This window comes from Lactobacillus sp. ESL0679, from assembly GCF_029433515.1.
In the GTDB taxonomy this organism is placed as follows: domain Bacteria; phylum Bacillota; class Bacilli; order Lactobacillales; family Lactobacillaceae; genus Lactobacillus.
In genome coordinates this window covers 1-26,814 of sequence record NZ_JAQTIG010000003.1, presented here as the reverse complement: position 1 = coordinate 26,814, position 26,814 = coordinate 1, and the positions used below count along the sequence as shown (strand labels likewise).

25 protein-coding genes, 3 tRNA genes and 2 riboswitches are annotated in these 26,814 nt (G+C 40.8%); of the genes, 8 read left to right on the top strand and 20 right to left on the bottom strand.

Annotation, left to right across the window (positions count from 1 at the left end):
• Positions 1–5: 5 nt before the first annotated feature.
• The 6 genes from PT287_RS04695 to PT287_RS04670 all read right to left on the bottom strand — a co-directional run bounded on the left by PT287_RS04695 (position 6) and on the right by PT287_RS04670 (position 5,235).
• Positions 6–1,214, bottom strand: a complete 1,209-nt coding sequence (locus PT287_RS04695) for a dicarboxylate/amino acid:cation symporter (RefSeq protein WP_277133025.1) — start codon at positions 1,212–1,214, stop codon at positions 6–8.
• A gap of 2 nt (positions 1,215–1,216) precedes the next feature.
• Positions 1,217–2,437: a M20 family metallo-hydrolase gene (locus tag PT287_RS04690; protein ID WP_277133023.1), complete on the bottom strand. Its 1,221-nt coding sequence runs from the start codon at positions 2,435–2,437 to the stop codon at positions 1,217–1,219.
• A gap of 4 nt (positions 2,438–2,441) precedes the next feature.
• On the bottom strand, positions 2,442–3,218 hold the full coding sequence (locus PT287_RS04685) for a thiazole synthase (RefSeq protein WP_277133021.1): 777 nt from the start codon (positions 3,216–3,218) through the stop codon (positions 2,442–2,444).
• 14 nt (positions 3,219–3,232) lie between these two features.
• Positions 3,233–3,871: a sulfur carrier protein ThiS adenylyltransferase ThiF gene (gene thiF / locus PT287_RS04680; protein WP_277133019.1), complete on the bottom strand. Its 639-nt coding sequence runs from the start codon at positions 3,869–3,871 to the stop codon at positions 3,233–3,235.
• Positions 3,872–4,066, bottom strand: a complete 195-nt coding sequence (thiS, locus tag PT287_RS04675; RefSeq protein ID WP_277133018.1) for a sulfur carrier protein ThiS — start codon at positions 4,064–4,066, stop codon at positions 3,872–3,874.
• A 79-nt stretch (positions 4,067–4,145) separates the two neighbouring features.
• Positions 4,146–4,240: riboswitch (TPP riboswitch) on the bottom strand.
• A 56-nt stretch (positions 4,241–4,296) separates the two neighbouring features.
• Positions 4,297–5,235 carry an AraC family transcriptional regulator gene (locus tag PT287_RS04670; protein WP_277133016.1) on the bottom strand — a complete coding sequence of 313 codons (939 nt, stop codon included), beginning with the start codon at positions 5,233–5,235 and terminating at the stop codon, positions 4,297–4,299.
• Positions 5,236–5,358: 123 nt separating this feature from the next.
• Positions 5,359–5,448, top strand: a riboswitch (TPP riboswitch).
• Positions 5,449–5,492: 44 nt separating this feature from the next.
• Between PT287_RS04670 and PT287_RS04665 the strand changes: the two genes are divergently transcribed.
• The gene (locus PT287_RS04665; RefSeq protein WP_277133376.1) at positions 5,493–6,851 is read left to right on the top strand and encodes an ABC transporter ATP-binding protein; all 1,359 of its coding nucleotides are present in this window, start codon (positions 5,493–5,495) and stop codon (positions 6,849–6,851) included.
• 9 nt (positions 6,852–6,860) lie between these two features.
• Complete coding sequence (locus PT287_RS04660) at positions 6,861–7,514, top strand: energy-coupling factor transporter transmembrane component T (protein WP_277133014.1); 654 nt, start codon at positions 6,861–6,863, stop codon at positions 7,512–7,514.
• Between the two features lie 35 nt (positions 7,515–7,549).
• Here the strand turns inward: PT287_RS04660 and PT287_RS04655 are convergent, their stop codons facing one another.
• The 8 genes from PT287_RS04655 to yycF all read right to left on the bottom strand — a co-directional run bounded on the left by PT287_RS04655 (position 7,550) and on the right by yycF (position 16,263).
• Positions 7,550–8,401 carry an ROK family protein gene (locus tag PT287_RS04655; RefSeq protein WP_277133012.1) on the bottom strand — a complete coding sequence of 284 codons (852 nt, stop codon included), beginning with the start codon at positions 8,399–8,401 and terminating at the stop codon, positions 7,550–7,552.
• Between the two features lie 13 nt (positions 8,402–8,414).
• A complete protein-coding gene (gene rlmH, locus PT287_RS04650) occupies positions 8,415–8,894 on the bottom strand; it encodes a 23S rRNA (pseudouridine(1915)-N(3))-methyltransferase RlmH (protein ID WP_277133375.1) in 480 nt (159 codons plus the stop codon).
• Positions 8,895–9,386: 492 nt separating this feature from the next.
• The gene (locus tag PT287_RS04645; protein WP_277133010.1) at positions 9,387–10,604 is read right to left on the bottom strand and encodes a trypsin-like peptidase domain-containing protein; all 1,218 of its coding nucleotides are present in this window, start codon (positions 10,602–10,604) and stop codon (positions 9,387–9,389) included.
• 67 nt (positions 10,605–10,671) lie between these two features.
• Entirely contained in the window at positions 10,672–11,469 is a 798-nt protein-coding gene (locus PT287_RS04640) for an MBL fold metallo-hydrolase (RefSeq protein WP_277133008.1), read from the bottom strand.
• Between the two features lie 14 nt (positions 11,470–11,483).
• A complete protein-coding gene (locus PT287_RS04635) occupies positions 11,484–12,308 on the bottom strand; it encodes a two-component system regulatory protein YycI (protein ID WP_277133007.1) in 825 nt (274 codons plus the stop codon).
• Between the two features lies 1 nt (position 12,309).
• A complete protein-coding gene (locus tag PT287_RS04630; protein ID WP_277133005.1) occupies positions 12,310–13,644 on the bottom strand; it encodes a hypothetical protein in 1,335 nt (444 codons plus the stop codon).
• The gene (gene walK, locus PT287_RS04625; RefSeq protein ID WP_277133003.1) at positions 13,625–15,481 is read right to left on the bottom strand and encodes a cell wall metabolism sensor histidine kinase WalK; all 1,857 of its coding nucleotides are present in this window, start codon (positions 15,479–15,481) and stop codon (positions 13,625–13,627) included. The genes PT287_RS04630 and walK overlap by 20 nt, the downstream gene beginning before the upstream one ends.
• A gap of 65 nt (positions 15,482–15,546) precedes the next feature.
• Entirely contained in the window at positions 15,547–16,263 is a 717-nt protein-coding gene (gene yycF / locus PT287_RS04620) for a response regulator YycF (protein WP_277133002.1), read from the bottom strand.
• 138 nt (positions 16,264–16,401) lie between these two features.
• Here yycF and PT287_RS04615 point away from each other — a divergent pair.
• Both PT287_RS04615 and PT287_RS04610 read left to right on the top strand, forming a co-directional pair.
• Positions 16,402–16,474, top strand: a tRNA-Lys gene (locus PT287_RS04615).
• A 130-nt stretch (positions 16,475–16,604) separates the two neighbouring features.
• Positions 16,605–16,680, top strand: a tRNA-Lys gene (locus tag PT287_RS04610).
• A gap of 174 nt (positions 16,681–16,854) precedes the next feature.
• Here PT287_RS04610 and PT287_RS04605 read toward each other — a convergent pair.
• Together PT287_RS04605 and PT287_RS04600 are read right to left on the bottom strand one after the other, a co-directional pair.
• Positions 16,855–17,469, bottom strand: a complete 615-nt coding sequence (locus PT287_RS04605) for an SdpI family protein (protein WP_277133000.1) — start codon at positions 17,467–17,469, stop codon at positions 16,855–16,857.
• The gene (locus PT287_RS04600; protein WP_277132999.1) at positions 17,456–17,734 is read right to left on the bottom strand and encodes an autorepressor SdpR family transcription factor; all 279 of its coding nucleotides are present in this window, start codon (positions 17,732–17,734) and stop codon (positions 17,456–17,458) included. Before PT287_RS04600 ends, PT287_RS04605 begins: the two co-directional genes overlap by 14 nt.
• 193 nt (positions 17,735–17,927) lie before the next feature.
• Here PT287_RS04600 and PT287_RS04595 point away from each other — a divergent pair, with 193 nt between their 5' ends.
• Entirely contained in the window at positions 17,928–19,010 is a 1,083-nt protein-coding gene (locus PT287_RS04595) for a DUF4097 family beta strand repeat-containing protein (RefSeq protein ID WP_277132997.1), read from the top strand.
• An 831-nt stretch (positions 19,011–19,841) separates the two neighbouring features.
• Positions 19,842–20,072: a cytochrome b5 domain-containing protein gene (locus tag PT287_RS04590; protein WP_277132995.1), complete on the top strand. Its 231-nt coding sequence runs from the start codon at positions 19,842–19,844 to the stop codon at positions 20,070–20,072.
• Between the two features lie 44 nt (positions 20,073–20,116).
• On the opposite strand, the gene PT287_RS04585 is transcribed toward PT287_RS04590, so the two are convergent.
• Complete coding sequence (locus PT287_RS04585; protein ID WP_277132993.1) at positions 20,117–21,262, bottom strand: glycerate kinase; 1,146 nt, start codon at positions 21,260–21,262, stop codon at positions 20,117–20,119.
• 21 nt (positions 21,263–21,283) lie between these two features.
• Positions 21,284–22,582: an SLC13 family permease gene (locus tag PT287_RS04580; protein ID WP_277132991.1), complete on the bottom strand. Its 1,299-nt coding sequence runs from the start codon at positions 22,580–22,582 to the stop codon at positions 21,284–21,286.
• A 223-nt stretch (positions 22,583–22,805) separates the two neighbouring features.
• Here PT287_RS04580 and PT287_RS04575 point away from each other — a divergent pair, with 223 nt between their 5' ends.
• Positions 22,806–23,627, top strand: coding sequence for a triphosphoribosyl-dephospho-CoA synthase (locus PT287_RS04575; RefSeq protein WP_277132990.1), 822 nt, complete (start codon positions 22,806–22,808; stop codon positions 23,625–23,627).
• Positions 23,628–23,684: 57 nt separating this feature from the next.
• Here PT287_RS04575 and PT287_RS04570 read toward each other — a convergent pair whose 3' ends face one another.
• Positions 23,685–25,565, bottom strand: a complete 1,881-nt coding sequence (locus PT287_RS04570) for a flavocytochrome c (RefSeq protein WP_277132988.1) — start codon at positions 25,563–25,565, stop codon at positions 23,685–23,687.
• 115 nt (positions 25,566–25,680) lie between these two features.
• On the opposite strand from PT287_RS04570, the gene PT287_RS04565 reads away from it, so the two are divergent.
• Positions 25,681–26,607 (top strand): LysR family transcriptional regulator, encoded by a 927-nt coding sequence (locus PT287_RS04565; protein WP_277132986.1) that lies wholly within the window; start codon positions 25,681–25,683, stop codon positions 26,605–26,607.
• Between the two features lie 49 nt (positions 26,608–26,656).
• Here the strand turns inward: PT287_RS04565 and PT287_RS04560 are convergent.
• Positions 26,657–26,729: transfer RNA gene (locus PT287_RS04560), tRNA-Asn, on the bottom strand.
• Between the last annotated feature and the right edge of the window lie 85 nt (positions 26,730–26,814).

Below are 26,814 nucleotides of genomic sequence, written 5' to 3'. Positions count from 1 at the left end.
TCTCCCTAATAGACATCCCTGTTCAACTGGTTAGTTGATGCCGCCACGCCTACCGCCGTAATCGTGTCGCCGACAACATTAGCAACTGCACGGAACATCCCGACAAACCAATCAATCCCAGCAAATAAAGCAATACATGTATTAGGAAAGCCAAGCACGGGAAGTGCAATTGTTAACGCAACAATGCCGCCACCTGGAACTACTACAGTCCCTAGGCATGACAAGACGGCCAGTAAAATTATTTTTAAGAGTAATACTGGCACCAAACTAGCACCATAAAGCTGCATTAAGGTGATACAAACTAGCGATAGGTACAGTGCTAAGCCATTACTGTTCAGCGCCATTCCCAGCGGTAAAACAAGTTGGGTAACAGACTTACTAACCCCCAGCTTTTCTTGAGCATCAATCATTTCGATTGGCAAAGTTGCGGCAGACGATGTCGTCGTAAAAGCGACAACGATGATTCTAGTCAGGCCTTTAACTAGGCCCCAAAAAGATACATGAGCAACTAAGCTAACAAAGATAAACAAGGCGAGTAAAAACACAATTACCGCCACAGCATAAAGCACTAAAAAGTACAGCAAAGGCAGGAATACTTTACCGCCGTTTTTCGCAATTGTACTGGCAAACATACAGGCGATGCCGAGCGGTGCAAACTTGATGATTAGCATTACCAACTTAACAATTAACTGATTAAATTGTCTAATCAGCTTTAGCACTAAATGATACTCATTATTTTCATTGGCGCGACTTAAAACAAGACCGAATAAAACAGCAAAAACAATTACTTGGATCACGTTTCCTTTAGTAAGAGATGCAAAAATATTATTAGGAAACAGCTGCAAGATTGCTGCACGTAAATTAACGCTAGAATGCAGCACTGCTTTTGTTTTTACTAAATTCGGCAGCCGCAGCATTGTTCCCGGCTTAAAAACTAAGCCCAAAAACACACCTTCAACCGCCGCCAAAATTGTTGTAATGGTAAACCAAAGACAGGTTTTTAACCCTAATTTGCCTAATTCCGCAAACTTTAAGCTACCTAAGGCCTCGATGACTGCACCCAAAATTAGCCAGACAATTACCATTTGCAGCAGTCGTAAAAAGATATCGCCAATAATCGTTAAATTTTCTGCCCACTTAGGCAATAACAATCCAACTAGCGCTCCAATTAAGACACCAATTGCGATCTGGCCAGTCAAGCTAATTTTATGCATTATTAATATGCCTCCTGATAAAGCGATGCGGTCAAGAATTCAACTCCCCGCTGCAAATCCTCAGGTTTGGTATTTTCTTCTGGTGCGTGACTAATACCATTAATGCTGGGTACAAAAATCATTGTCGTTGGTACGACACGATTCATAATTTCACTATCGTGTCCTGCACCCGAAGCCAATTTCATGATTGAATAACCCATTTTGTGCGCTAATTTTTCATTTTTTGTCAGCATTTCCGAACTTAAAATTACAGGTTGATCATGAACCCAGCGCTTAAATTCAACGTTAATCAGCGGATCAGGAAGATTAGCAATGGTGTTTTTCATCATTTTTTCAAATTCATCTAAAAGCTCATTATTTTGATGACGACAATCAATAAAAAACGTCACTTTGCCGGGAATCACGTTAGAAGTATTCGGCCAAACAGCAAGTTCGCCAACTGTAAAAGTCAAAAGTGGATCCACTGCACTCGCAAGCACTTCAAACTGGTTAATTAACTTAATTGTTGCCTGCAAAGCATCGTGACGCTCAGTCATCAAGGTCGTCCCCGCATGATTAGTAATGCCGTTAACCGTAACGCGATAACGCCGCTGACCGACAATCGCTATAACTAACCCAAGTGAAATATCATTGAGGTCAAGGCGGTTTCCTTGCTCAATATGTAACTCAGTAAAAGATTGTGGCAGCTTGGGAAAAGCATAATTGACACCGCTAATTTGCTTCAATTCATTAACAGCATTACTGCGAGCATTTTCGATTTTGATGCCATTTTCATCAACTAAGCCATTAGTCTCAGCCGCGCGAGCATAGTGCTTCGAGCCGCTAAAGGTGGCATCAAATCGGCTGCCTTCTTCTTCACAAAAGGAAATTACCCGAAGCGTCTTTTGCGGAATACCAAACCGCTCGCGCAGATTCAAAGCAGCCTGTAACCCGCCCAGAACACCATACAGGCCATCAAAGCGGCCGCCATTTTTCACAGTGTCCATATGCGAGCCCGTCGCAATCACTTGCTCTTGGTCCTTTCCAAGTAAATCTAAATAGACATTACCGTAGTCATCAACTGTAACTTGAAAACCCGCTTTTAACGCAAACTGGATTAATAATTTCTGTCCCTGAAGCCAATCAGAAGAATAGACCAAGCGGTTCTGTCCTAATCCAGAATTAGGCAGGGTTGTAATCTGCTTAAAAAGCTGACTAACCGTTATTTTTTCACTCTGCTGCATGACGTTACTTACTTACACCAGTTAATGGTGATGACGCAACTGCACCGTGTTCAATTACCCGGCCAGGGCCAGCCAAATAAGCCTTACGTCCTGCTTCAATTCCCAATTTAAAAGCTTCGGCCATTAATGGAATATTCTTAGCTGTCGCCATCGAGGTATTAGCCATAATTGCATCGGCACCCATTTCCATTGCTTCGGCAGCTTGGCTCGGGCGACCAATTCCCGCATCAACAATGACTGGGACGTCGATTTCATCAATCAAAATCTGAATTAACTCCTTAGTTGCCAAACCTTTATTGGTACCAATCGGCGCTGCCAGCGGCATAACAGTAGCCGCGCCCGCATTGACTAATTCCCGTGCAGTATTTAAGTCAGGCAAAATATATGGCATAACAATAAAGCCTTCTTTTGCCAGAACCTCTGTTGCCTTAACAGTTTCCGCATTATCAGGCAACAAGTACTTTTTATCAGGCACTACCTCTAACTTGATGAAGTCACTGCCACTCAATTCACGAGCTAAGTGCGCGGTTCTAATTGCCTCATCAGCCGTTGTTGACCCTGACGTATTTGGTAAAATTGTCACGCCCTTAGGAATGTAGTTAAGAATATTTTCTTGATCAGACGTTGTCCGCCGTAAAGCCATCGTAATAATTTGTGCCTTAGCATGCTTTACTGCCGCGTCAATTAGGTCATAAGAATATTTTCCTGAGCCCAAAATAAACCGTGAGGTAAAAGTGTGCCCGCCAATTGTTAATAAATCTGTTTCTTCAGTATTTGTCATTATGTTTTCCTCTTTTAATTTAAATCTTCAATTCCTAAAATTAACTGAACAATCATATTTGCCTCATGACCAGCACAGATTGTCACGCGTGGAGCCATAAGACCCTCTGTCCCTTTAGACTTGCCATCACCTGCTAAATACACATTAGGCAATATTTTTCGCGTCTTAATTGCATTAGCACTATGAATCCCCGCCATTCCTGACGCCATGACTAACGGCTTATCAGGAAAAATTGTCGTGACATTTTCCAATAACATTGCTTTGGCCGCTGGGTCATCAAAGGCCTCACAGATAATATCCGCATCTTGAAATAACTGTGCGATATTTTGCAGTGTTACCCGCTCTTTTATCGCCTTAACCGTTACAAACGGATTAACTTCCTGCAAGTTCTCCTTCATCGCAACTACCTTCGCCATTCCAACTTGATTAAATTTAAATTGCTGACGATTAAGATTACTTAATTCAACCTGGTCAAAGTCAATCAAAGTTATTTGACCAACACCAATGCGAGCTAAAGCAAGAGAAATATTTGTTCCTAAACCGCCACAACCAGCAATAGTTACCTTGGCAGCAGCTAGTTTAGAGCTAGATCCCGAGACGTTACGTTTTTGCATTTCAGCGACAACTGCCGAATTGCGTGACCTATCTAGCATTTATCCACCCCCAACAAATGAAATTATTTCCACCTTGTCATTTTCTTTTAGCAGAACATTGGCAAAATCGCTGCGAGGCACAATCTTGCCATTTAGTTCAACTGCTAAATTGCTGACCGGCGCATTTCTTTGGGTTAAAAGTGTTGCAATTGATGTACCAGCGACTGCCACTTCTTCGCCATTAACAGTAACCAAAAAATCCCTTCCTTCGGCTATCAAAGGAAAGGACTTTTAATAAAAATGAGCCATTCTTAAATAAGAATGGCTCAAAAAATTGATCAACAAGCCGCTCTTCCTTCGGTAGTATAAACTACATCAGGTTCGATGAGTATAATCTCAGTCGCTTGTGCGACACCCCAGACGAACTTTCGTTATTAAATTATAGTTTAGGTATAACAGCTTTTGGTTGCGCTGTCAATCATTTTTTATTTCAAATTAATGTTAGCCTGGCGAAATAGCTCCGCACGCATTTGAACCGGCGTCTGATGATAATATTCATTAAACTTTTTATAGAAAAATGACTTGCCATTGTAACCGACCCTGGCAATAATCTCCTTAACTGAAATATCAGGACGTGCAAGCAAATTGCGTGCTTCCTGCATTCGCCGCTCATCAACATGCTCCACAAAGCTTTTGCCGGTCTTTTGTTTAACTAAACTAGAAAAATAATTCGGATTAAAACCGAAATACTTAGCAGCTGCATCTAAAGTAATATCAGCAAAATTGGCATCGATATAGCTTTCAAGTGTTGCATTGGCAAAGCCTTGCTTTTCTGCTGGCGCTGCAGCGAAGTTTTGATTACGTACTGCCGCAACTAGCAATAAATTTAATTCTGCTTTAACTACACTCTCGGCAAATAAATTTTGATTTAAATATTCATCAATTATCCTATTCATCAATTGTGCCGACTTAGAAATTGGCGTTGACTTTAAATATAACAGGCGATTAACCCGCAGCTTGCTAATTACTTGCTCAATTGCCTGTTCTTCACGTGACTCCTTATTCGTAATATTTCCTAGGAAATATTGTAAATTATACTTAGAATTTAAATCTAACTTTACCAAAACGTCATTTTTAGTTTGTTTTTGAACCTCATAATCACTTTTAGCTGGTAAAAAGACAATATTCCCTACTCCTAGCTCGAAATCTTGGCCGTGAATTTTAATATTTGATTTACCGCCAGCTTCATAAAAAATCATCGCATTCGTTGTTTGATAACGATGAACACCAGTGTTGTGATTTTCAAGATAAACAGTAAACAGGTCAAAGTTGCTGCCCACTGCTTTTAAACGCAATTCATTTGTGTCGCTATTAGTTGAACTTAAAATGCTAGCTAAATATTGCGCCAATTTGACTGCTGCCATAGTTTCACCTTCTTATTACTAATTTAACACTTTTATTATATAGCAAAATCCATATTCACTGGCACTTTATTTTCATCAAGCTATCATGACTAGACAGAAAAGCAGCTTTCATGTAAAATCAGTTTGATAACTTTGGGGTGCTGCAAGGCTGAGATAATACCCGTTGAACCTGCTATGGACAATGCCAGCGAAGGGAAAATGAATGAATTTTACGTCGTTAGTGCATCTCGTCCTAGCGACTTTTTTAGTTGGTAAAAATAATGATTACAAGCAAAAATTTAACTTTTTCATACGATCAAAATATTAAAATTCTTGATAACCTTAATCTCGAAATTCCCACGGGGCAATTTTCACTATTAATTGGCCCTACTGGTTGTGGTAAGTCAACTTTACTTAAGGTACTGGCTGGTCTATATCCCAAATATGCCGGTAAAGTCAGCGGCGATCTTAATCTCAACGGCTTAAAGTCCGCCATCATGTTTCAAAATGCTGGCGAACAGTTCACAATGGCGACCCCAAGAGAAGAAATTATTTTTGCACTTGAGAACTTACGAGTTAAACAGGCAGATTATCACAAGCACCTAACTGCCGGCGTGCAATTTGCGCAAATTGAAAACTTGCTGGACCAAAAAATTAATACAATGTCCGGCGGTGAGCAACAACGTGTGGCCCTTGCCGTTCTCATTGCAATGGACATCGATTTATTCTTGCTAGACGAACCTTTTGCTAGTTGTGATCCACAGGCACGACAATTTTTAATTACCAAATTAGCGCACTTGCGCGATCAAGGCAAAACGATTATTTTGAGTGACCACGTTTTAAACGGCTACCAAGATGTCTGTGATTGCCTGTTTCAATTTGCAGGCCATCATGTTCAACAATTAGACAGTTTAGCTAAAGACAAACTACTCCAAACAAGCATGCACCAGAATAATTATTCGTTTGCTGTGCCCCAAAATGAAGCTGCTTGCTTTACCTTAAATAAAACGCAGCTAACGCAGAACCGACTTTTATTAAGCCAAGATCAGCTTAAGATTATTGCGGGCAAAACCACGCTAATTACTGGAGCTAACGGCGTTGGTAAGACCTCACTATTTAACGCACTAACCAAAATGCTGCCTTATAGCGGCAGCTTAACTTACCACAATCGTGAAGTGCGTCAACAGGCAACGCGCAAATACTTATTACACGTTGCTCAAATTTTTCAGAATGCAACCGACCAATTTTTGAGTGTTACCGTTCAAGACGAAATCAACTTGAGTAAAAAACAACGGACTAACGGCTTTTTTACTGATGAAAAAATCAACGAAGTTTTAGCTGACCTCGATTTAGACCAACATCTAGACCAGGTTGTGTATTCTCTGTCCGGCGGTCAACAAAAGAAATTGCAAATTTTACTAATGTTAATCGCAGACCAAGATGTATTGCTGATTGACGAGCCGCTAAGCGGCTTGGACCACGTATCAAGTCAAAAAGTCATGCAACTACTTAGGCAAAGTCAAAAAAAGCGTGGACAAACTTTGCTAATTATCAGTCATGAGCTCGATGGCCTAGCTGATTGGTGTGACTACCACCTCGTTTTTGCCGATAAGCAGCTGCATTACGTGACTAAGTGAGGTACTTTCATGAATCCTAGTTTTAAGTTTATTTTAGCCCTAATTATTTCGCTTGAAATATCATTGAAAATTAGCTTGTCGACTAATTTTGCAATCATCATTTTAGCAATTATTTATTTACTAATTAAGCGAATCAAATTAAAGAATCTGCTAATTCTGCTTTTAGTGCCGTTCATTGCCGCATTTACGATTTTTGCAACACTTGAATGGTTCACACCAACACCTAATCTGTTTAATGCTTTGGGTTTGTCCAGCCGAATTTACGTTTATATCTTAACTATCAGCTGCGTCACGATTAATACCAATGCCGAAGAATTAGCGCGTTCGTTTGAGCAGAATTTCCATTTACCTAGTAAATTTGCTTACGGCGTTCTGGCTGCGCTTAATATTGTTCCCCGCATGAAGCAAGCCGTTAAGCAAATCCGGACGGCGGGCATGATGCGCGGCGTTTATCTCAGCTTTTGGTCGCCAGTATTATATTTTAAAGCGATTTTGGTAGCACTCAATTCTGCCGAGAATTTAGCGCAAGGAATGGAATCCCACGGCTATCAAGAAGACGCCCACCGTTCCGTAATCATTGCCGTACCAGTGCGGGCACGAGATTGGGTCTGGAGTGCTATTATTCTAATTGCACTTAACCTAGCATTATTCATCTTAAAATAAAAAATGTAGTCGTAATTCGACTACATTTTTTTAATTTACATTTGAGCTATAAAATTCAAGGCAGCACCATAAAGATTGGCCGAATTATGATACTGACATGTCATTACCTGCGGCATAATCCGCGCCATTCCAAACTCTGTCAATTTCTGCTTGAGCCTTTTAGCGATTTCGGCGCTGATTTCTGAACGAGCGGACACACCGCCACCCAAAATAAACGCGTCAAAATCAAAAGAAACCTGCAGGTCATACATACTGCTTGCCAAGAGGTCATAAAACCGATTAACCAGACTTTGGGCTAGTTCGTCGCCTTGACTAGCCAAAGCAAATAACTTTTTTCCGTCAACTTCCGTTTTAGTTTTTTGCGAATAAATTTTGGCAGCCTTGACTATTGGCGCATCCATGCTCAACATGCGGTCCGTTCTGCCCCTCATAAAGCCGAATTCACCGCCAACTAAATGCGAACCACGATACAGCTCATGATTAATAAAAACGGCGCCGCCAATTCCCGTTCCGATAACAATAAACGCAACGTTCTTAAACTGCCGACCATTACCAATTTTGGTTTCACAGATACCGGCACAATTAGCATCATTTTCAATTGTTAGTGGCAAGCCAAATTCTGCTTTCAATTCCGCAAAAATCGGCCGCTTATGCAAGTATGGTACCTGACTGATACCTTCAACAGTACCGGCTTTAACATTGACATCACCAGGCGCACTAATTGCCAGTCCGGTGAAACAATCTTGGTCAATTAATTCATGCATTTTTTCTTTTAAAGCGGTGAACGTCTTCGGCGTCTTAAAACTTGCCTGCTCAGTAATGCCTTCATTCGCATAAATTCCCGTCTTAACAGTGGTCCCGCCAATATCAAAAACAGCTAATTTCATTTTTATCCCCATTCTACTTGTGATATGGACTACCACTATTAATCATAAAGCCACGGTAAATTTGTTCGATCAGAACAACACGCATCAATTGGTGCGGCATGGTCAGCTTGCCAAAGCTAAGTAAGTCATCTGCCCGCCGATTAACTGCCGGACTGGTGCCCAAGCTTCCACCAATGACAAAGGTAATATCCGAATGACCATAAGTTGTCAAATTTTCCAGTTCACTGGCAAACTCTTCACTTGTTCGTTCCTTACCCTTAATCGCCGTCACATAAACGTACTCCTTGTCTTTGATTTTACTTAAAATTCGTTGCCCTTCAATTTCCTTAACTTGTTCCTGCTCCGCCTGACTGAATTTTTCTGGGGCCTTTTCATCAGCGACCTGAACCAGCTGAACTTTGGCAAATCTACGCAATCGCTTCTGGTATTCGGCAATTGCATCCTTAAAATATTTTTCCTTTAGTTTTCCCACACAGACAATCTTGATATTCATAATTACTAGTTTATCCCACAATTCCCAATCTTTCCACCTGCTTTTTCCACACCTGTGCAAAATCGAAATCTACATTTTGTGGTCGCTGTCATTTATTTTCAGATAAATTGTGGTTGGCAAACTTTTTTCTCTATTTTACTAAATTTTACCCACACACATACTTTTAATAGCCTAATTTCACAAACTAATTGGCCTAGAATACTATGATAACGGGTTGAACAATTGTTTGTGTAAATCTATTTTCACTAATATTTAAACACAATTAACAGATTATCCACAGGCTTTTAAAGGCATTCTCACATCTTTTATGCACAATCCACAAAGTTTTCCACAATTATCAACAAGAATTATCAAATAATTTTTTCCTTGACAAGCTCAATTACCGAATAAAAAAATGTTTCGCACAATTAATATTAATAAAAAAGCCATACTGCCGGTACAAACCGCTTAGTATAGCCTTTTTTCTTGTTCAATTATAGAATATTATCCCGCTTAATTAGCCTGCAGTTTAACCTGTAAATTGAGTGTTTTACCATTGCGATCAACGGTTAAATTGACGGTATCACCGACTTTATGATCATACAAAATGCTGTGTAACGAAGCAACATCTGTTACCGTTTTACCATCAACTTTAACGATAACATCCCCCGTCTTCATTCCCGCTGCAGCTGCCGAACCGTTCTTAGTTACCGAAGCAATATAAATCCCGCTCTTCAAGTTGGATTTAATACTCAAGTGCTTTCGATAACTAGCTGGAATGCCTTGCAGCGCAATAACCTTCACGCCAAGCTGTGGCCGGGTAATTTTGCCCTTCTTTACCAGTTGGTTAACAATCGTAACTACTTCATTAGACGGAATGGCAAAGCCCATGCCTTCAACGGACGTCCCATCACTTGATTGAGCCAGCTTCATTGAGTTAATTCCAATAACTTGACCAGCAGAATTAACCAAGGCACCACCTGAGTTGCCGGGATTAATCGCCGCATCAGTCTGAATAACTGTTTGCTGGTTAGCAGAAGAAGTTGTAATACTCCTGGCAGGAGCTGAGATAATCCCCTGAGTTACCGTTGACGCGTATTCACTACCCAGCGGGGAACCAACGGCAATAACTGTCTGACCAGCCTGTAAGGTCTTAGAATCACCAAATTCAGCCGTCTGGGTAACATATCCAGAGTCAATTGCTAAAACCGCCAAGTCAGTGGTTGCATCTGTTCCTACAATCCGCGCATTAACCGTCTTACCGTTCGACAACATGACCTGCACCTTGTCACTGCCTGAAACTACGTGGTTATTCGTTACAATATAGCCCTTATTACCGGACTTCATGTAAATAACCCCGGAGCCCTCACTGTAAGTTTGCAGCTTACCCTTTTTACTGCTGTTATCATTGTCGTTATCGCCGAAAATATCAAACAAAGAATTATTGCTGCTATTTGACTGCCGCTTCATGTTAATTACGGATACGACAGCACCTTTAACATCATTATATGCCGGAGTCATCGTCCCACTAGTTTTGGCGCTATTTTTAGAAGTTTTAGCACTATTAGAGCTAATTGTTGTTTGCGCCTGATTATTATTCAAATTAGCATTATTAATTTGGTCTAATGCAACATAAGAAGCACCGCCCCCAATAAGTCCCGCAACGACACCAACAACAGCTGTCTTAACAAGAAACTTATTTTTACCATGATTAGTATTTGGGTTTTCCATATCATTATCTCCTTTACATATATCGCCTAATATACTAATAATTTTTGAAAAATTATCGTCTAAATTATTAAATTTGTACTAAATTCGTCGGCTGCTCTGGAGAAGTCAACTGAATTTGAACATCACTAGGGAGATTGGCATCCCCAGTAATCAACATTTTTTTGGCAGTGTCATAAGCTAACTTGGCCGTATTATTGTGCTGACTACGGTGAGCCAAAAAGATGTGCTTCGTCCGCGGCGTCACCACATCCAACAAGGCTTGACCAGCTTCTTCATTAGACAAGTGGCCCTCATCTGATAAAATCCGCTGCTTCAGCCCCCAAGAATATGGACCGTTGCGCAACATCATGTCGTCATAATTAAACTCCATCAAGTAAGCATCGGCATCCGCAATCACACTCTCAACTTTCTTCGACACATATCCTGTATCTGTCAAAAATACCATTCGTTTGCCACCACTTGTAAAAACATAATATTGCGGCTCGGCGGCATCATGACTAGTCGCAAATGCGGTCACATCCAAATCGCCAAATGTTTGCGTTTGTCCCGGCTCAATCGTATTGATCTGTTCCACCGGCAGCTTGCCGATTTTATTTGTTTCACATAAATATTGCCACGTGCCACTATTGCTAAACGCCGCAATCCGAGGATAGCGCCGCATCAATACCCCTAGTCCCTTGCTATGATCAGAATGGTCATGACTCAAAAAAGCCATATCAATATCCGCAATATCAACGCCAACCTGACTAAGCAGCTGTTTGGTTTTAACACCCGATAAACCCGCATCCATCAAAATCTTATGTTGCCCAGTCTCAATCAGACTGGTATTGCCTGTTGAACCACTAGCTAAAATCGAAACCCGCACCTAACTTTTCCTTTCTAATTCTTTTGGACACTATAAGAGTTGCCTGACTGCAAAATTTGGGCAGTAAAGGCATTTACTCGTTTAACCGTAATATTTTTAGTTGTTTTATTTTCAACCCAGATTAACCATGTTGGCAATAAAATTGTGCTGCCGCGGACCTCTGTCAACTTAGAATAGCCCAGCTTAATCTGCATAACGCGCGAATTATTAACAATCTCGCGGTCAGTATACATCGCCTTAACTGCATGCCAGGCACTAATAATCAGTTGTGGCTCACGAACCGCGCTAATCGGTCCCATATAAGAAATTGTGTAATTGGTTATCGCATTATTACGCACATTAATCATTAATTGAGCATCGCTAGCATAAACTTGACCATAGTCAGTACTCTGAACATAGCAGTAAGTATTCGATCCCGACATGCTGGGCTCATACTTAAACTTAGCACCAAACGGAACATTTTCCGAATCATTCTTAAAATTATTCAGCTGCGTCAAGATTTGACGATGATTGCCGCTTAATGTCACCTGCGTTTTGGGCGTTCCAGTTAAAATATTATCACTTTTTGAAAAATGAGTATTAACTTCCGTCAAGCTAGAAAGCTTCCCAGATAAGTAGTTGCGCTTTTTTGCGGCAAGGTAGTAACCCGACCGCTGCTTGTGCGAAATATGCAGCGGCAGGTCAATGCCATCAGCGCGCATTTCGGAGCGAATGCTGGTCGACTGTGCGTCGCCAGTATTGCTTAAATTAATGGGTGAGCGCCAGATTTCAATGCCAAGATAAAGGTCAATCAATAAGAAAACAACAAAAAATAGCCATTCAATTCGTTTCCGGTCCATTTTATTGCGCTCCTTCCTTGTTGTCCTTATTTAAAGCCGTCAAGTCTTGCTTTTGCCATTCACTTAAGCTTTGCCAGCGATTATAAGCCTTAACGTAATAAGTTGGAATCAAATTAGCTAGATGGTCGTGGCTGTTATCCTTAACCATCCTAAAGCCAACGATAATTCGCTGAATCTGGTCTCTTTTAAGCCCCTGATTAGTTAATTCCTGCAGCACTGTATCCGTGCTTGGCAGACTACGCGTTTGCCCGTCAAATGGGATTGGTATTTGCAAATCAATATTGTTAAACGCCACCTGCATTGATTCTGGTGTAAAACTCGTCTTAATCTGCGGTGTATGCTGTTCCGCAAAAACAGGCAAACCTTCAATATAATTGGTATAACTGATTGCCATGCCATTGGTATCAAAGAAGCGCAAGTCTTGCTCGCTCAACCCCAGCTTGTGCACATAATCAACACTATCTAATAACCGCTCATGCACCGCTAAATTCTTGCTTTTTTCATATTTGGTATAAAGTAAGTCATGCTTCTTCGTGCCACTCTTAGGGATTCGCAGTTTGGTGTAATAATTAAGCGAATATGTTATCCAGCCCTTTTTACTTGAATGAGCCGTCACATTAGTTGTCCCCAGCAGTCGCGACACAAAGTACGAGTCCGTCTGATTATTAGTCAGGTAGCTGTACACCCGCCAGCGTTCCGCATTAGTATAAAAGACCTCATAATAGTCCTTCAATCGCACTAGCTTAACTGGCGTCATGCTGTGTGCATGACTAGCATAACTGCGCAGTTTGGTAAAATTTGCCCGAGCCAAATCAATCCGGTACACAGTCGTTGTCTCATCATTACCTAGATAAAGCCGATTATCACTATTAGAAATAAAAACTCGGCGGAATTTTTTCCCATTTTCAAGCGTATTTTGCTTAGTAAACAGTTTGATACTAACCTCATCGGGAAAAGTTAGCTGAATATAGTCAGGGGCGTTGAGCATGCGCTCATATTTAGAGCGACTGGTGCTCACAACATTTAGATTTTTAAACTTAATTCCTTTTAATTCCTTAGCAAACTCAAGCGGCAAATTTTTCTTGGCATCATACAACCGGTAGAGCTGCCCATTTTTAAAACCATAAGAACAAGTCGGGATATACAGGTCATAAATCGAATTATTGAGCCGATTACGCGACTGCTGTGCTACGCTACTGGTTTGGTTAATATGACTAAAATACTGATCATTGGTCATGATAAAAATCCACAACACAATCGACAAGCTAAAGACAAGCAGTGTACCGACCAGCAAGAAGAAATCACCAAATTTAAACTTAAATTTCATCCCAATCATCCTCCTCGCTCATTGGTTCATACGGCAAGGCAATGTAGAAGGTGGAACCCTTACCCTCGCTGCTGTTAGCCCAAATTTGACCACGGTGGGCTGTTACAATTTCCTTAGCAATTGCTAATCCCAAGCCTGTACCACCTTGAGCCCGCGAGCGCGCCTTATCAACCCGATAAAATCGGTCAAAAATTTTATTAAGGTCTTCGCGCGGAATCCCAAGTCCTTGGTCAGTTATGCTTAAAAGCAAGCGATTTTGTTCCTGCTGCAGTTTAACCGTGATTGTCCCACCATCTGGCGAATACTTAATCGCATTATTCATAATATTATCGATTACCTGCGCCATCTTATCGGTGTCAATCTCAACCCACAAGGCCTGCGTGCCCAATTTGCGCCTGATGGTGTACTTCTTCTTGCCTTCTTTGGCATCAGTTTTAACAATTATGTCAAACCTGTCCAAAATATGCGCCACAAAATCGTTAAAATTAACCCACTCAACGTCAACCTTGGACACACCACGGTCCATTCGTGACAGACTAAGCAACTCGTTAATCATGCGAATCATGCGTTCAGTTTCTTCTTGCGTTACTTGCAAAAATTGCGGGGCCACGTTCGGATCCTTCCATGCACCTTCATTCAGAGTTTCAATATACGCGTGCAGACTTGTCAGCGGTGTCCGCAATTCATGCGACACGTTAGATACAAACTGCTTTTGCGAGTTTTCATTCTTCTGCTGCTCGGTAATATCGTGCAGCACGCAAACACTCCCAGACACAAAGCCCGTTACCCGCTTAATCAGTGAAAAGCTGGCATGCAAAATCACTTCATCACGCGTCCCCTCGTTAAGCGTAATGACAATTCCTTTTTGATTCGACATTAAATCTTGTGAGATTTCTTTTAGTCCTAGAACTTCCGCAATCGGCTTGTTGATAATTGCTTCCTTAGTTTTATTTAAAAAGTTGAGTGCCATCTGGTTAACAACACTAACGTTGCCGTGCCGATCGGTCGCTAGCACCCCATCACTCATGTGTGACAACACGCTATCCAGCCGTCGCTGCTCACTCTCAGACTCTTCCTGCGACCGTTCAATGCGCACGGACAAAGTATTAAAGGCTTGCCCTAATTGTCCTAACTCATCATTAGAATAAATCTTCACTTGGCTGGAATAATCGCCATCGGCAATATTTAACGCCTGCCCCTGCATTTCCTCGATTGGCTTGGTAATCGCATGCGAAACAACTAACGACAATATCGCGCCTATCACCGCGGCAATTAACGATGTCACCAAGAACATAAAGGAAATATTACGCAAATTGTTAAATACCCCCTGCATTGACGCCCGTACATAAATTGCCCCAACTGTGTTGGTCGACCCATTGCCCGCATTTAGCGGCGTCACCTGCACCATGTAATTGTCTTTATCATTGATTACTTTGGTTGCCTGACGGCCTGTTGACGTGACTTGCTTAACCAGCAGATTGTTAACCCGCTGACCGATTCGACTTTTGTCATTCAGATTTGACACTGCCCGAATAATGTCCTTGTTATCAACCACAATAATCTCACTAATCGTGTTAGTACCATTGCTGTAATCATTAACAATCCGGTTCAAGCTGGCGCTTGGCCGTTTATTATCGCGCAGCAATTGCAATGACAGCTGATTAGTAACAATCGGCGGTACTTGAATTGACGACTGGAAACTCTCAATACTGTTTTGTTCCAATTGCCTAGTAAAATACGCCCCAATAACTTCAATCATAGCAATAATCATTGCCATAAAGACAATTGCCAAAGTCGTATTAATCGAAATAAATAGATATTTTAACTTACTCTTGATTTTTTTCATTATTTTTCATATTAGATAGTAAAAAAGCCGCGCACTAAAAATAGTCCGGCAGGCTTTTTCTTTGTTTAATCTTCATTTGCTTGTTTGACGTAATAGCCAACACCACGCCGTGTCAGCAGAATTTGCGCTTGTACGGGGTTATCCTCGATTTTTTCACGCAGACGGTGAACCGTAACGTCAACGGTCCGCACATCCCCGAAGTAATCATAACCCCAGACGGTTTGTAACAGGTGCTCTCTAGTCATTACTTGTCCCATGTGCTGGGCTAAATAATAGAGCAGCTCAAACTCGCGGTGGGTTAGTTCGATCTTTTTACCGTCTTTTTCAACGATGTAGGCATCTGGCATGATTACCAAGTTGCCAATCGTAATATTCTTAGTTGCTCTCTCTTGATTTGCACTCTCAACTTTTTTGACAATATCACGGCGCCGCAAATTAGCCTTAACCCGGGCAACTAGCTCTCGATTGGAAAAAGGCTTAGTAACATAGTCATCAGCACCCATTTCTAGGCCCAACACCTTGTCAATCTCGGTATCCTTAGCTGTCACCATGATAATTGGCATGTCATGCGTTTGTCTAACCTCGCGCGCAACCTCCAAGCCATCCTTCTTAGGCAGCATCAGATCCAAAATCATTAAATCTGGATTGTATTCATCAACTTTCTTGACGGCTTCTTCGCCATCATAAGCGGTGTCGACATCGAACCCTTCCTTAGTTAAATTAAACTTGATAATATCAGAAATTGGTTTTTCGTCATCGACAACGAGAATCTTCTTTGGCATCGAAAGTCCCCCTTTTCTTTTATTATACTGGTTTTTACCCTATTAGCCAAAAAAGTCACCGAAATTTAATAAAAAAACTTGCAATTCACTAAAAATAATAGCATAATAGTTTTTGTCGGTTATATGTAATAACGATTTGGGTGGCTAGCTCAGCTGGCAGAGCAACGGACTCTTAATCCGTGGGTCCAGGGTTCGAACCCCTGGCCACCCATAACTTATAAAACAGCGATTATTAATTTAATCGCTGTTTTTTATCTTTTTTGAAATTTTTTTGCTCAAAACTCTTGTCAAAACCAAAAATAATTGCTAATATATTTAATTGTCAACAGATAATATGATTTGGGTGGCTAGCTCAGCTGGCAGAGCAACGGACTCTTAATCCGTGGGTCCAGGGTTCGAACCCCTGGCCACCCACCATAATAGAATTGGCACTGCAAGTAGGCGGTGCTTTTTTTATACCAAAAACAAGTTCTTCGGAGTAATATCTGAGGAACTTGTTTTGTTTTATCTAATATTTTTACAAATTAACTTCTGCTAAAATTCTGTCTGCTAAGACGGCAGTTTTCCCATGAATATTTACCTGATACCCTTTTATTTTGCCAATAAATAAGAGTAAATTACCGGCAAGATGACCACTAGGGCTGCGACCGGGATAATCAACCACCAAATTTGATAACAGGACAGGGCCATTAAGACTAAGCCGCACAAGACAAGAAGCCAACCAGTAAAGCGGTTAGTCTTGCGCCAGTTTTCACTGTTAGCTAGCGTCCGTGGCAGCCGCACACCCATCGCCTTGTTTGGTTGGGCTTTAGGTAAAAAGTTGCCGATTAGCACAAAAACAAATCCTACAAGTAGAGTAACAATCATCCCTACCTTGACATGATAGCCTAAATTAAAAATATACATGCAAAGGCAAGCAACAACTGAAATCAGTGGCACTAGCCATAGACCAATATTGGCAAGTTTGGAATTAATATCTTGCTTAGCAGTCCTAAAATAAACAAACCATTGCAGTCCCAGCATTATTAATGGCAGGCCAAAAACCACAACCCACTTGGGCATCCAGCCATTAGGTTCATTATTATTACCAAAATGTGTTGCCATTACATTGGGCAATTTTGGCCAAAGTAGTAGCCCGATTAATAGCGAAACTAAGATTACCAAACTAGTGATTAGCCACGTTCTGCGCAAATTATTTTTCATCATCATGACCCCCTTTTAAATCAATTAACCACGTCATAATTTCCTCTAAAATTGTTGTATTTAGTGAATAATAAATGAAATTTTTCTCTCGCTCTTCAAAAACCAAATCCGCCTTTTTCAGAATATTGAGATGATATGAAATCGTTGCCTTGGTCATGTTAAAATGCCGTGCAATGTCTCCAGCTGATAACCGGCCGTTCTTTAATAACTGCAAGATTTTACGGCGAACTGGGTCAGAGAGTGCCTTAAAGCTACCTTCAAAACTCATTGATCATTTTCTCCTAACTATTTAGATAAATATCTAATTAGATGCTTATCTAAATACTACCACGTTAAAAATTAAGTGCAAGATTTTTGGGGCAAAAAATTTTAATTAAAGCCGTTTAAGCAATTATTTAATAATTAAAAGCATATAATAGATTTAGAAATAATTTAAACTTAATTAATGTGGAAGAATAGTCATGGCTCAAATAATTGATGATTATATTAAAATTTTAGCGCGTAAACTACTAGACCTATCTCCTGAACAGCGACAGGCTGTTCTTGCGTTTTACCGTGACTTTTTAATCAACGGTGACTTTCAAACAAAAGAAGAAATTGAAAAAGAACTTGGTCAACCGATAGACTTAGCTCGCGATGTCTGCAGCGATTATCAAGAAATTGCCAAGGTTACTCATCTGACGTCGCCCAAGCCTGCTAGTGACAATTACGTGCGGGGGTTTCACGTGGAAAAAAATCCTTCACGAAAAAGGACAATTATTCCCGATAAATTTATCAATATTAAAGTAACACTTAGCAACGCTGATTTATATATACATTCCGGTAATAGTTTCAAAATTTTAATCACAGATTATAATAGTAGACCGATTGAGGTTAAAACTGAAGGGCAAACCTTAATCGTCGATGAACAACAGCCGCCAAAAAATAAGGGCTTAATTGTTATTAATTGGCGAACTGCTACCAGCCACGTTGAAATTATTGTTCCAAGTAGCTTAGTGCTCACAACCATCAGTGGTTATAGCACTAATGGCAATGTTATCCTCCAAGACATCAACTTGCAGACAATGACCTTGCAGCAAGATAATGGTGATACTTTATTTAATAATGTCACTCTGGCTAACGACTTGACCCTTAATTCCAAAAATGGTGACGTCAGAATGACACAGGCGAAAGCTGCTATTATTTCATTAAAGTCACGCAACAGCGACATTTCCGTCAAACGCAGCGCGTGCGGACAATTTATTCTGCAAACATTAAATGGTAATTCTAATATTGCCCAGTGTAATTTAACTTTAAAGCTTAATTCCAAAAATGGCGATGTCAGGATCAGTCGCAGCCAGTTAACTAATGACAATATTGTTAGTTCAACTGCGGGCGACTTGTACCTAAAGCAGTTAGCTCATGACATGAGTTACCATCTCACTTCCAAGCACGGGACAATTATTTATCACAAGTCCAGCATTGGCAACAAGTTTTCCAGTACAATTGCCTCAAATGACACCTTGCAGCTGGCTTCAACTGATGGTGATATTATCATTTATTAAAACCTAACGTAGAAGTGCTCCACAATTGTGGAGCATTTTTTTATTCAGAATTGATGTTTTGAATTTAGAATAATTTACCTGATAAAATACCGGAATTGTGTATTAACGACGACGTAAGTTTAAAAATATCTAACTTTTCTGCATAAAAAAAGACGACCAATTGAGGTCGTCACCGCGCGTTGCAAGTGACCAAACTTGCGTTGCACATAATGTGAACGTGTAGAAACACATCATTCTGATTCATACGTAGTGTACCACAATTGGGCAAAATGAAAAAGCACGGAATGTGCACATCTGAGGAAGTTAACCAGCTTCCAGTGAGGAGGTGAAAAGCGTGCAGCATACAGTTGTTCTGATTCTGCTGTATCTTGTGTTTGCAAAAGCTCAAGATGTGCTTGACGATATCAAAGATATCATTGACAAACTGCGTAAGTAGTTCAGCTGTTAAAAGCCCAGGTTAGCCTGGGCTTTTTTCAATTGATACAGATCAACGCAAATACTACTTTTTTAAACCTTTATTGCGCTTTAAGCCCTACCCAAATTGAACAATGATCAGCCTTCCCCTGGCAAACAAAAGACGCTTATCTCGATTTCAGTCTTGGAGTCAATATCGACCAGCAACACATATTAAGACAGGATTACAGACAAGCTTCTACTTCTTTTGAAAGCGCTTGTTAGCGTCGGCTAAACCACACTTTTACCCCTTAAGACATTATTGGCTAATGCAACAAGTGAAAAAATATGCAAGCATATAAATAGACTTATTTATTTTGGGAGATTATTCTAATAGTAGTTACAAACATAATATTGATATGGAAGGAGTGTTCTTCAATGGAGAAGTTCACAAAAGAATCTTTGGCAAAATACGATGGTAAAAACGGCAATCCAGCTTACGTTGCTATTGACGGTAAGGTTTACGATGTAACCGGTAATTCACACTGGACTAACGGTGAACACCACGGCTTTTCAGCTGGTCAAGCTTTAGACGAAGGGATTGCACAATCACCTCACGGCAAGAGCGTTTTGGCTAAGTTAAACCAAGTTGGTACTTACGAAGACTAATTACCTCATCAAAAAGCAGATGTCCCAAAAGGACACCTGCTTTTTTATTTGCTTAAATTTTTGATTAAACGTGCGACATTCTCAGCTGTCACAGCTACATCGTGTGCGGCATTAGCAATTGCCTCAGGCAACGCTTCAGCGCCAACAGGAGTAGCAAAAATCGCATCAATTACGCCATTTTTATATAACGCACTAACATCTTGACCAATATTACCGGCAAGGGCCAGCACAAGTGCATCCGGTGCAACTTCTTTAGCGGCAAGAGCGACACCATACGGCGTTTTACCAAACTGCGTTTGATAGTCAATGCCACCTTCACCGGTAATTACGATATCTGCCTGCTTCAGCTTTTCCTTTAATCCGCTAAAGCGAATAACAATGTCGCTGCCCTTAGCCATTGTCGAATTGGTAAAGGCAATCAGGCCAGCACCTAATCCGCCAGCTGCACCAGCACCAGCTAGGTTCTTAACGTCAACGTTCAATTCTTGCCGAATTACGTCGGCGTAGTGAGCAAGATTGTGGTCTAACTTAACCACCATTTCCGCAGTTGCGCCCTTCTGCGGGCCAAAAATATAACTGGCACCATCTGGTCCGACTAACGGGTTAGTCACATCAGAAGCAATCAAAATTTTCACTTGTTTGAGTCTAGGATCAACCTTGCTGGTATCAATCTTAGCTAACTTGGCAAGCTCACCACCGCCAAAAGCAAGCTCATGACCCTCGTTATCAAGTAATTGATAGCCAAGTGCTTGGGCCATCCCTGCACCACCATCGTTAGTTGCCGAGCCGCCAATACCGAGAATAATCTGACTAACTCCTTGATTAATGGCACTAGTAATTAATTCTCCCGTGCCATAGGCTGTTGCAATCAGAGGATTATGCGTTTGCTGCGTCACGTATTGCATCCCACTAGCTGCCGCCATTTCAATCACGGCGGTGTTAGACGTACCTAAAATACCATAGGTGGCCGTTACTTTTTGTCCCAGTGGTCCCGTTACTTTTTCTTGAATAAGCTTGCCATTAGTCGCAGCTGTCAGGGCACTAACTGTGCCTTCACCACCGTCAGCCATTGGTACAAGCGTATATTCAGCTTGAGGTAAAATCGGCTGCATCCCCTGCTTAATTGCAAGAGCCGCTTCTTTAGCCGTTAAGCTTCCTTTAAATGAGTCTGGTGCAATTACAATTTTCACAATCAGATTCCTTTCTGAAAACTACATTAAATGGATAAAGCCATACAGAACAGTCGCAACAATCGTTGCACTTAAGCCGACAATGGTCTCATATGCAATTGCCTTGGAGCGTTCTTTGATATCCATGTTCATTGCATTAGCTGTTACGTGGAAATAATTACCCTGTGGCAAATGGTCGATAACAATCGCACCCGTATGTACCATTGCGGCACCAGCCAAAGGCGAAATGCCAAAGCCCAAAATCGCCTTAGTAAACGAGCCGGTAGCCAAAATGACACCAGTAGATGTCGAGGCCGACGCAGCTGCCATCAAAATACCCGAAATTGGAGCTAAAAAGACACCTGAAATCCCTGAGGACTTAATTAACATAATGATTAACTTGGGTAAGGTTGAATTAGTTATCGTCGCACCAATTGCACCCGCCCCAATTAAAATTAACACAACATCGGTCATCCGGCCAATCCCAGCTTGTGCATAATCGCGTAACTTTTTGCCCTGCTTCATGGCAAGTGCACCAATGATACTGGCAATTGGCAAAACATACATTGCATCCAGATTTATTTTAGTTAAAACGGTCAAATTAAAAATCGACCCGATTGGGTTGATTAATAATAACAAAATCGCCAAAATCGGGGTAACTAGCGCAGAAGCTAGAGAAGGTAAAGAGTCAGCGTTATCCTCAGCAGCCAACCCTGCCAAATCTTGATCAGTAACAGCTGACCCTTTACCTTTAATTAAACTGACAACAATTACTGTCACTATGAGCGCAACAAGTGCGGGAATAAAATCAGCAATCATCAACTGACTTAATGTCACTTTAAAGCCTTTGGCAGCCGCAATTGTATTGGGATTAGGCGAAATAATATTTCCGGCCTTGCCCCCACCAGATAACGCAACTAATAGCGCCAACTTAGAGATATGCATTCTTTGACCAACCTCTAAAGCAATTGGAGCAACTATCAAAACAGCTACCGGAATAAAAACCCCGACAGCCGTAATTACCATTGTAGCAAGTGCTAATGCAAAAATTGCTAACTTGTCACCAAGCTTATTTACAATTGTTTTAGCAATAATATTGGCCGCGCCAGATTCCATCATGACACCAGCCAGCATCCCCGCAGCTAGGACCCGTAAGATCGTGCCCATAACGCTTTGACCGCCAGCAACCAAAATATTAATCGTCTGTGTTAAACTAGCCCCACCTATCAGACAAGCCAAGATTGCCCCCAAAATTAGCGAATAAACAGGATTTAATTTTTTTAATATTAAAATAATTGCTAATATCAATCCCAGCAGCGCCGACCACCATGTTAAAACCATTTCTTTCTCCTTCTAAACTGACATCAATATTTCTCAACGAGTAAATTCACTTCGTTAAGTTTTGCGACATTTTTAATGATCTCTATCAACTTGAGACGCTTTTTGAATTATGTTATTCTCAAATTACCTTATAATTTATAAAAAATTATAAATAGCATAAAAGACTATGATACTACAGATAGCCGGATTTTAGAACATAATTTAATAAGTAAGATACTAATCTATGATAAATTCAATTACGCAAAATGCGCTGCGGGCACTATTATATGAGGTTACAACGGAACCTAAACCTGGTCTGGTTGATCCCGGCAGTCCCGGCCCACACTCCGATATGAACATTTATACTTTTATTGACAGCAGTCTTAGCTTGACGCAATACTTTAATGACGCAGTTAAAATTGGTCAAACTTTTACAGGTTCTGACTTAACGCAGATGTTTTTCGCATTGCGCCGCAAAGGCCTTGCCGCTGAAAAGGCAATGCTTGCAGCGACTCATGGAGTTAACACACACAAAGGAGCAATCTTTGCTTTAGGGGTTTTTACTTGCGCTGAAAGCTACTGCCACACTCGCCACACAGAACTCTTTACTACTATTCAAGCAATGTGCCACGGCCTAGTCGAACACGATTTAGGCCACATCTGTTCACCGCAAACTGCCGGCGAGAAAGAATATGCCGAGTACGGCTATGGTGGTGCTCGGGCAGAAGCCGAACAGGGCTACCCAATTATTGAAGAAATCGCCCTGCCTTTTCTAAAAGACAGTACTGGCACCATTCAAGCAAGATTACTAGATACACTAATGAAAATTGCCACAAGAGCTGTCGATAGCAATCTAATTAAGCGTGCTGGCAATATTCAAGTAATTGATTGGCTGCACGAAGAAGCAGCTGCGTATTTGGCCTTGGGCGGCTACGCAACTGACGCTGGCAAGCAAAAATTAAAACAGCTCAATCAGGAATGCCTAGAACACAACTACAGTCTAGGCGGCTGTGCCGATTTACTAATTGTGACGATTTTTGTCGGGCTTGAGCGCGGCTATTTATAAGCAAAAAAATAATAGTTAACCAAAAAAGGTTAGCTATTATTTTTTATTTACTAATTATTAATGTGCTGATGCACCAGTTGCTGTATCAGTTTCTTTTAGTTCACTACAAGCAGTGTCGGCAGCAATGCGACCAAAAGTAAAGATATCAGCCAAGGAGTTACCACCCAAGCGGTTACCTGCATGTAAACCACCGGCTACTTCACCAGCAGCATACAAACCGTTAATTACGTGGTCATTTTCATCAAGCACTTGCGCCTTAGGATTAATCCTAACCCCGCCCATAGTATGGTGAATTGCTGGTTTACGTGGTGTTGCGTAAAATGGTGCAACCTCACACTTCAAGTGGAAGGCACTCTTACCAAATTCAGGATCTTTACCAGCGTCAACATAAGAATTATATTTCTTAATCGTTGATACTAAGACGGCTGGATCCATGCCTGCTTTTTCAGCTAATTCTTCAAGTGTATCGGCCTTAAGCAACGTGCCTGCTTCAACTTGCGCATCAATCGATTCTTGGGTTGTGTTGTAAGCAGTTGCCTTAATCTTTTCATCAGCAATCAGATAGAACAAGCCACCATTGGCAATTGCGGCTTGAGCCAAGGTATCACGTTCCGCAAATTCATTAACAAAACGCTCACCCTTTTGGTTAACCATGATAAAGTTTTCTGGCGGTGTTTGCAAACCGGTAAACAATTCACCAGTTTTTGGATCTGAAACTGGCATTAATTGGATAAAGCCCATACCGACTAACTTAGCACCTGCTTCTTGACCAAGTGCAATCCCGTCACCAGTAATTGCTGGTGAGTTAGTTGTAGCAATATCATCATCAATATGTTTCCAGTATGTATTGTATTTTTGCACCATTGGTGTGTTTGCACCAAAACCACCGGAAGTTAAAATGACTTTTTGCGCGTGAATTGTTACCTTGCTGCCGCTGCCGGTTTCAGCAATTACGCCTGTAACTTGGCCGTCAGTAATGATCAAATGTTTGGCTCTTGTTTCGGTTAAAATTGTTGCACCATGAGCCTTAGTCCAGTCACCCAAGACGTGGATAAAAGCATAACCCATTGGTTCAACCGGCTTATGACCTCTGCGCCATAATGCACCAACTGGCATTGTAACATCGCTACGATCAAATTTAACACCCAAATCTGTTAGCCACTTAACAGAATCCAAAACATTATTAACTAATTTGGTTACTAAGGCATAATTTCCGTGGATTTCATTACCATTCAAATCTGTCCGCTTACCACCCAAATAAGTTTGAATTTCATGTAATAGGACTGAGTCAAAGAGGTAGTCGTCGCCAGATTCTACATAAGCCTTAATTTGCTTCTGCAATTTTTCAAAATCTGCTTGGAATTCGGGATCAATCTCATCAATTGGGGTTTCTGCCAACTTAATCAAGCTTTCTTTTTCACCTGGAAGAGCCTTAAACTGCTTTTGCCAGTCAGGTTCTGCGGCGTTTAATGGGCCACCAGCACGAGTAGTGTTACCACCGATTTGCGGATACTTTTCTAAAACAATAACCTTTTTGCCATTTTGAATTGTTTTTGCAGCTGCGGCAAGTCCAGCACCACCAGCACCAATTACAACAACATCAGTTGTATATTCAGCATCCTCACTGTCATCAACGCTTGGCTTAGCGCGGTTTTGCCATTCTTGAGCATCGCCACCGGCTTCGGTAATTGCTTCAGCAATCCCATCAACCACACCTTTACTTGAAATCGTTGCACCACTGACAGCATCAACATTTAAAGTTTGATTATTAATGATTTGCTTTGGTAAACGCTCGAAAACTTTGTCAGCGACACCCTTAGTTTCACCACTGGAATCAATTGTAATATCAGCTATCTTATCTTCAGAAAGGGTCACTTTCATTGGCATGAAGCTAGCGCCGTGACCTTTTGCTTTTACATTATATGTACCTGGTTTCATTATTTTTGCTTCCCTTCTGCAACATTTAATAAATAAAGTTTACTAATATTTGCCTAAATCGTAAAATACTTTTATGACAAGTAAGTTATAACACTTTTGTTATTGGAGAAACTTAATGAAAAATCCAGAAATTTTATTGCACTATCTTGATGCTTTGCTCAAAGAAAGCAATTTTACCCGAGCCGCACACGAATTATATATTTCCCAGCCCTATCTAACGCAGTTAATTAAGCGTATTGAGCAGCAACTAGGAACTCCTATTATTAATCGTAATAATATTCCCTTTACGCTGACTGAAGCAGGGCTTATTTACTATAAATACTTAGAAACAACAATTCATAACAAGCAAAACTTGACTCAAAAGCTAACACCTTACGTCCATCCAGATAAAGAAATTATTCGTATTGGTATTTTAGAAAGCTTGGGGACATTTTTACTACCTGAATTATTGCCCAACTTTCTAATTGATAATACTAATGTCAAAGTACAACTGTTTGAGTCCTTTCCCCGAAAGAATGAGGCCCAACTATTACACGAACAAATTGACTGCTATATTGGGCAAACACCCGAATCACTTAATCATGGATTAGACTTTTATGTCAACGGTAGTGAAAAGTATTTTGTTATTATTCCACCTTCTTCACCTTACTTCAAAAAAGGTAAATTTATTTTAAGTCCAACAGAATATCAAATTACTGATCTGCTCAAAGAACCTTTTGTAGTCAGTTCAACTAATTCTGCAATCAGACATCAAGTTGACGGTGCTTTTCAAAAGTTTCATATTAAACCTAACATTATTTTAGAAAGTAACAGCATTATCACCGCTACTAATTTGGCAATTAAAGGTGTCGGTCTAACAATTTCTGCTGCCAGTATTATTAAGCGAATGGCGCAGACGCCAATTAACCTTTTACCATTAGATCCACAATTGATTGAAATAAAGTATTTCATTGCTGTAAAACATGGCCAGGTTCTAAGTCCTAGCCTAAGTAATTTAATTACCAAGTTTCAAGAATTACAAATTCAACCAATTATTAGATAAAAATAACACAAAAAAAGAGGACCCCCCAGGTCCTCTTTCTCTCACTTTGCTCCGGCTGTCAGACTCGAACTGACGACATCTTGATTAACAGTCAAGCGCTCTACCAACTGAGCTAAGCCGGAATATTAAAAAAGCACGGCAGCGTCCTACCCTCGCAGGCAGTCTCCCACCAACTACTCTCGGCGTGAAGAAGCTTAACTACTGTGT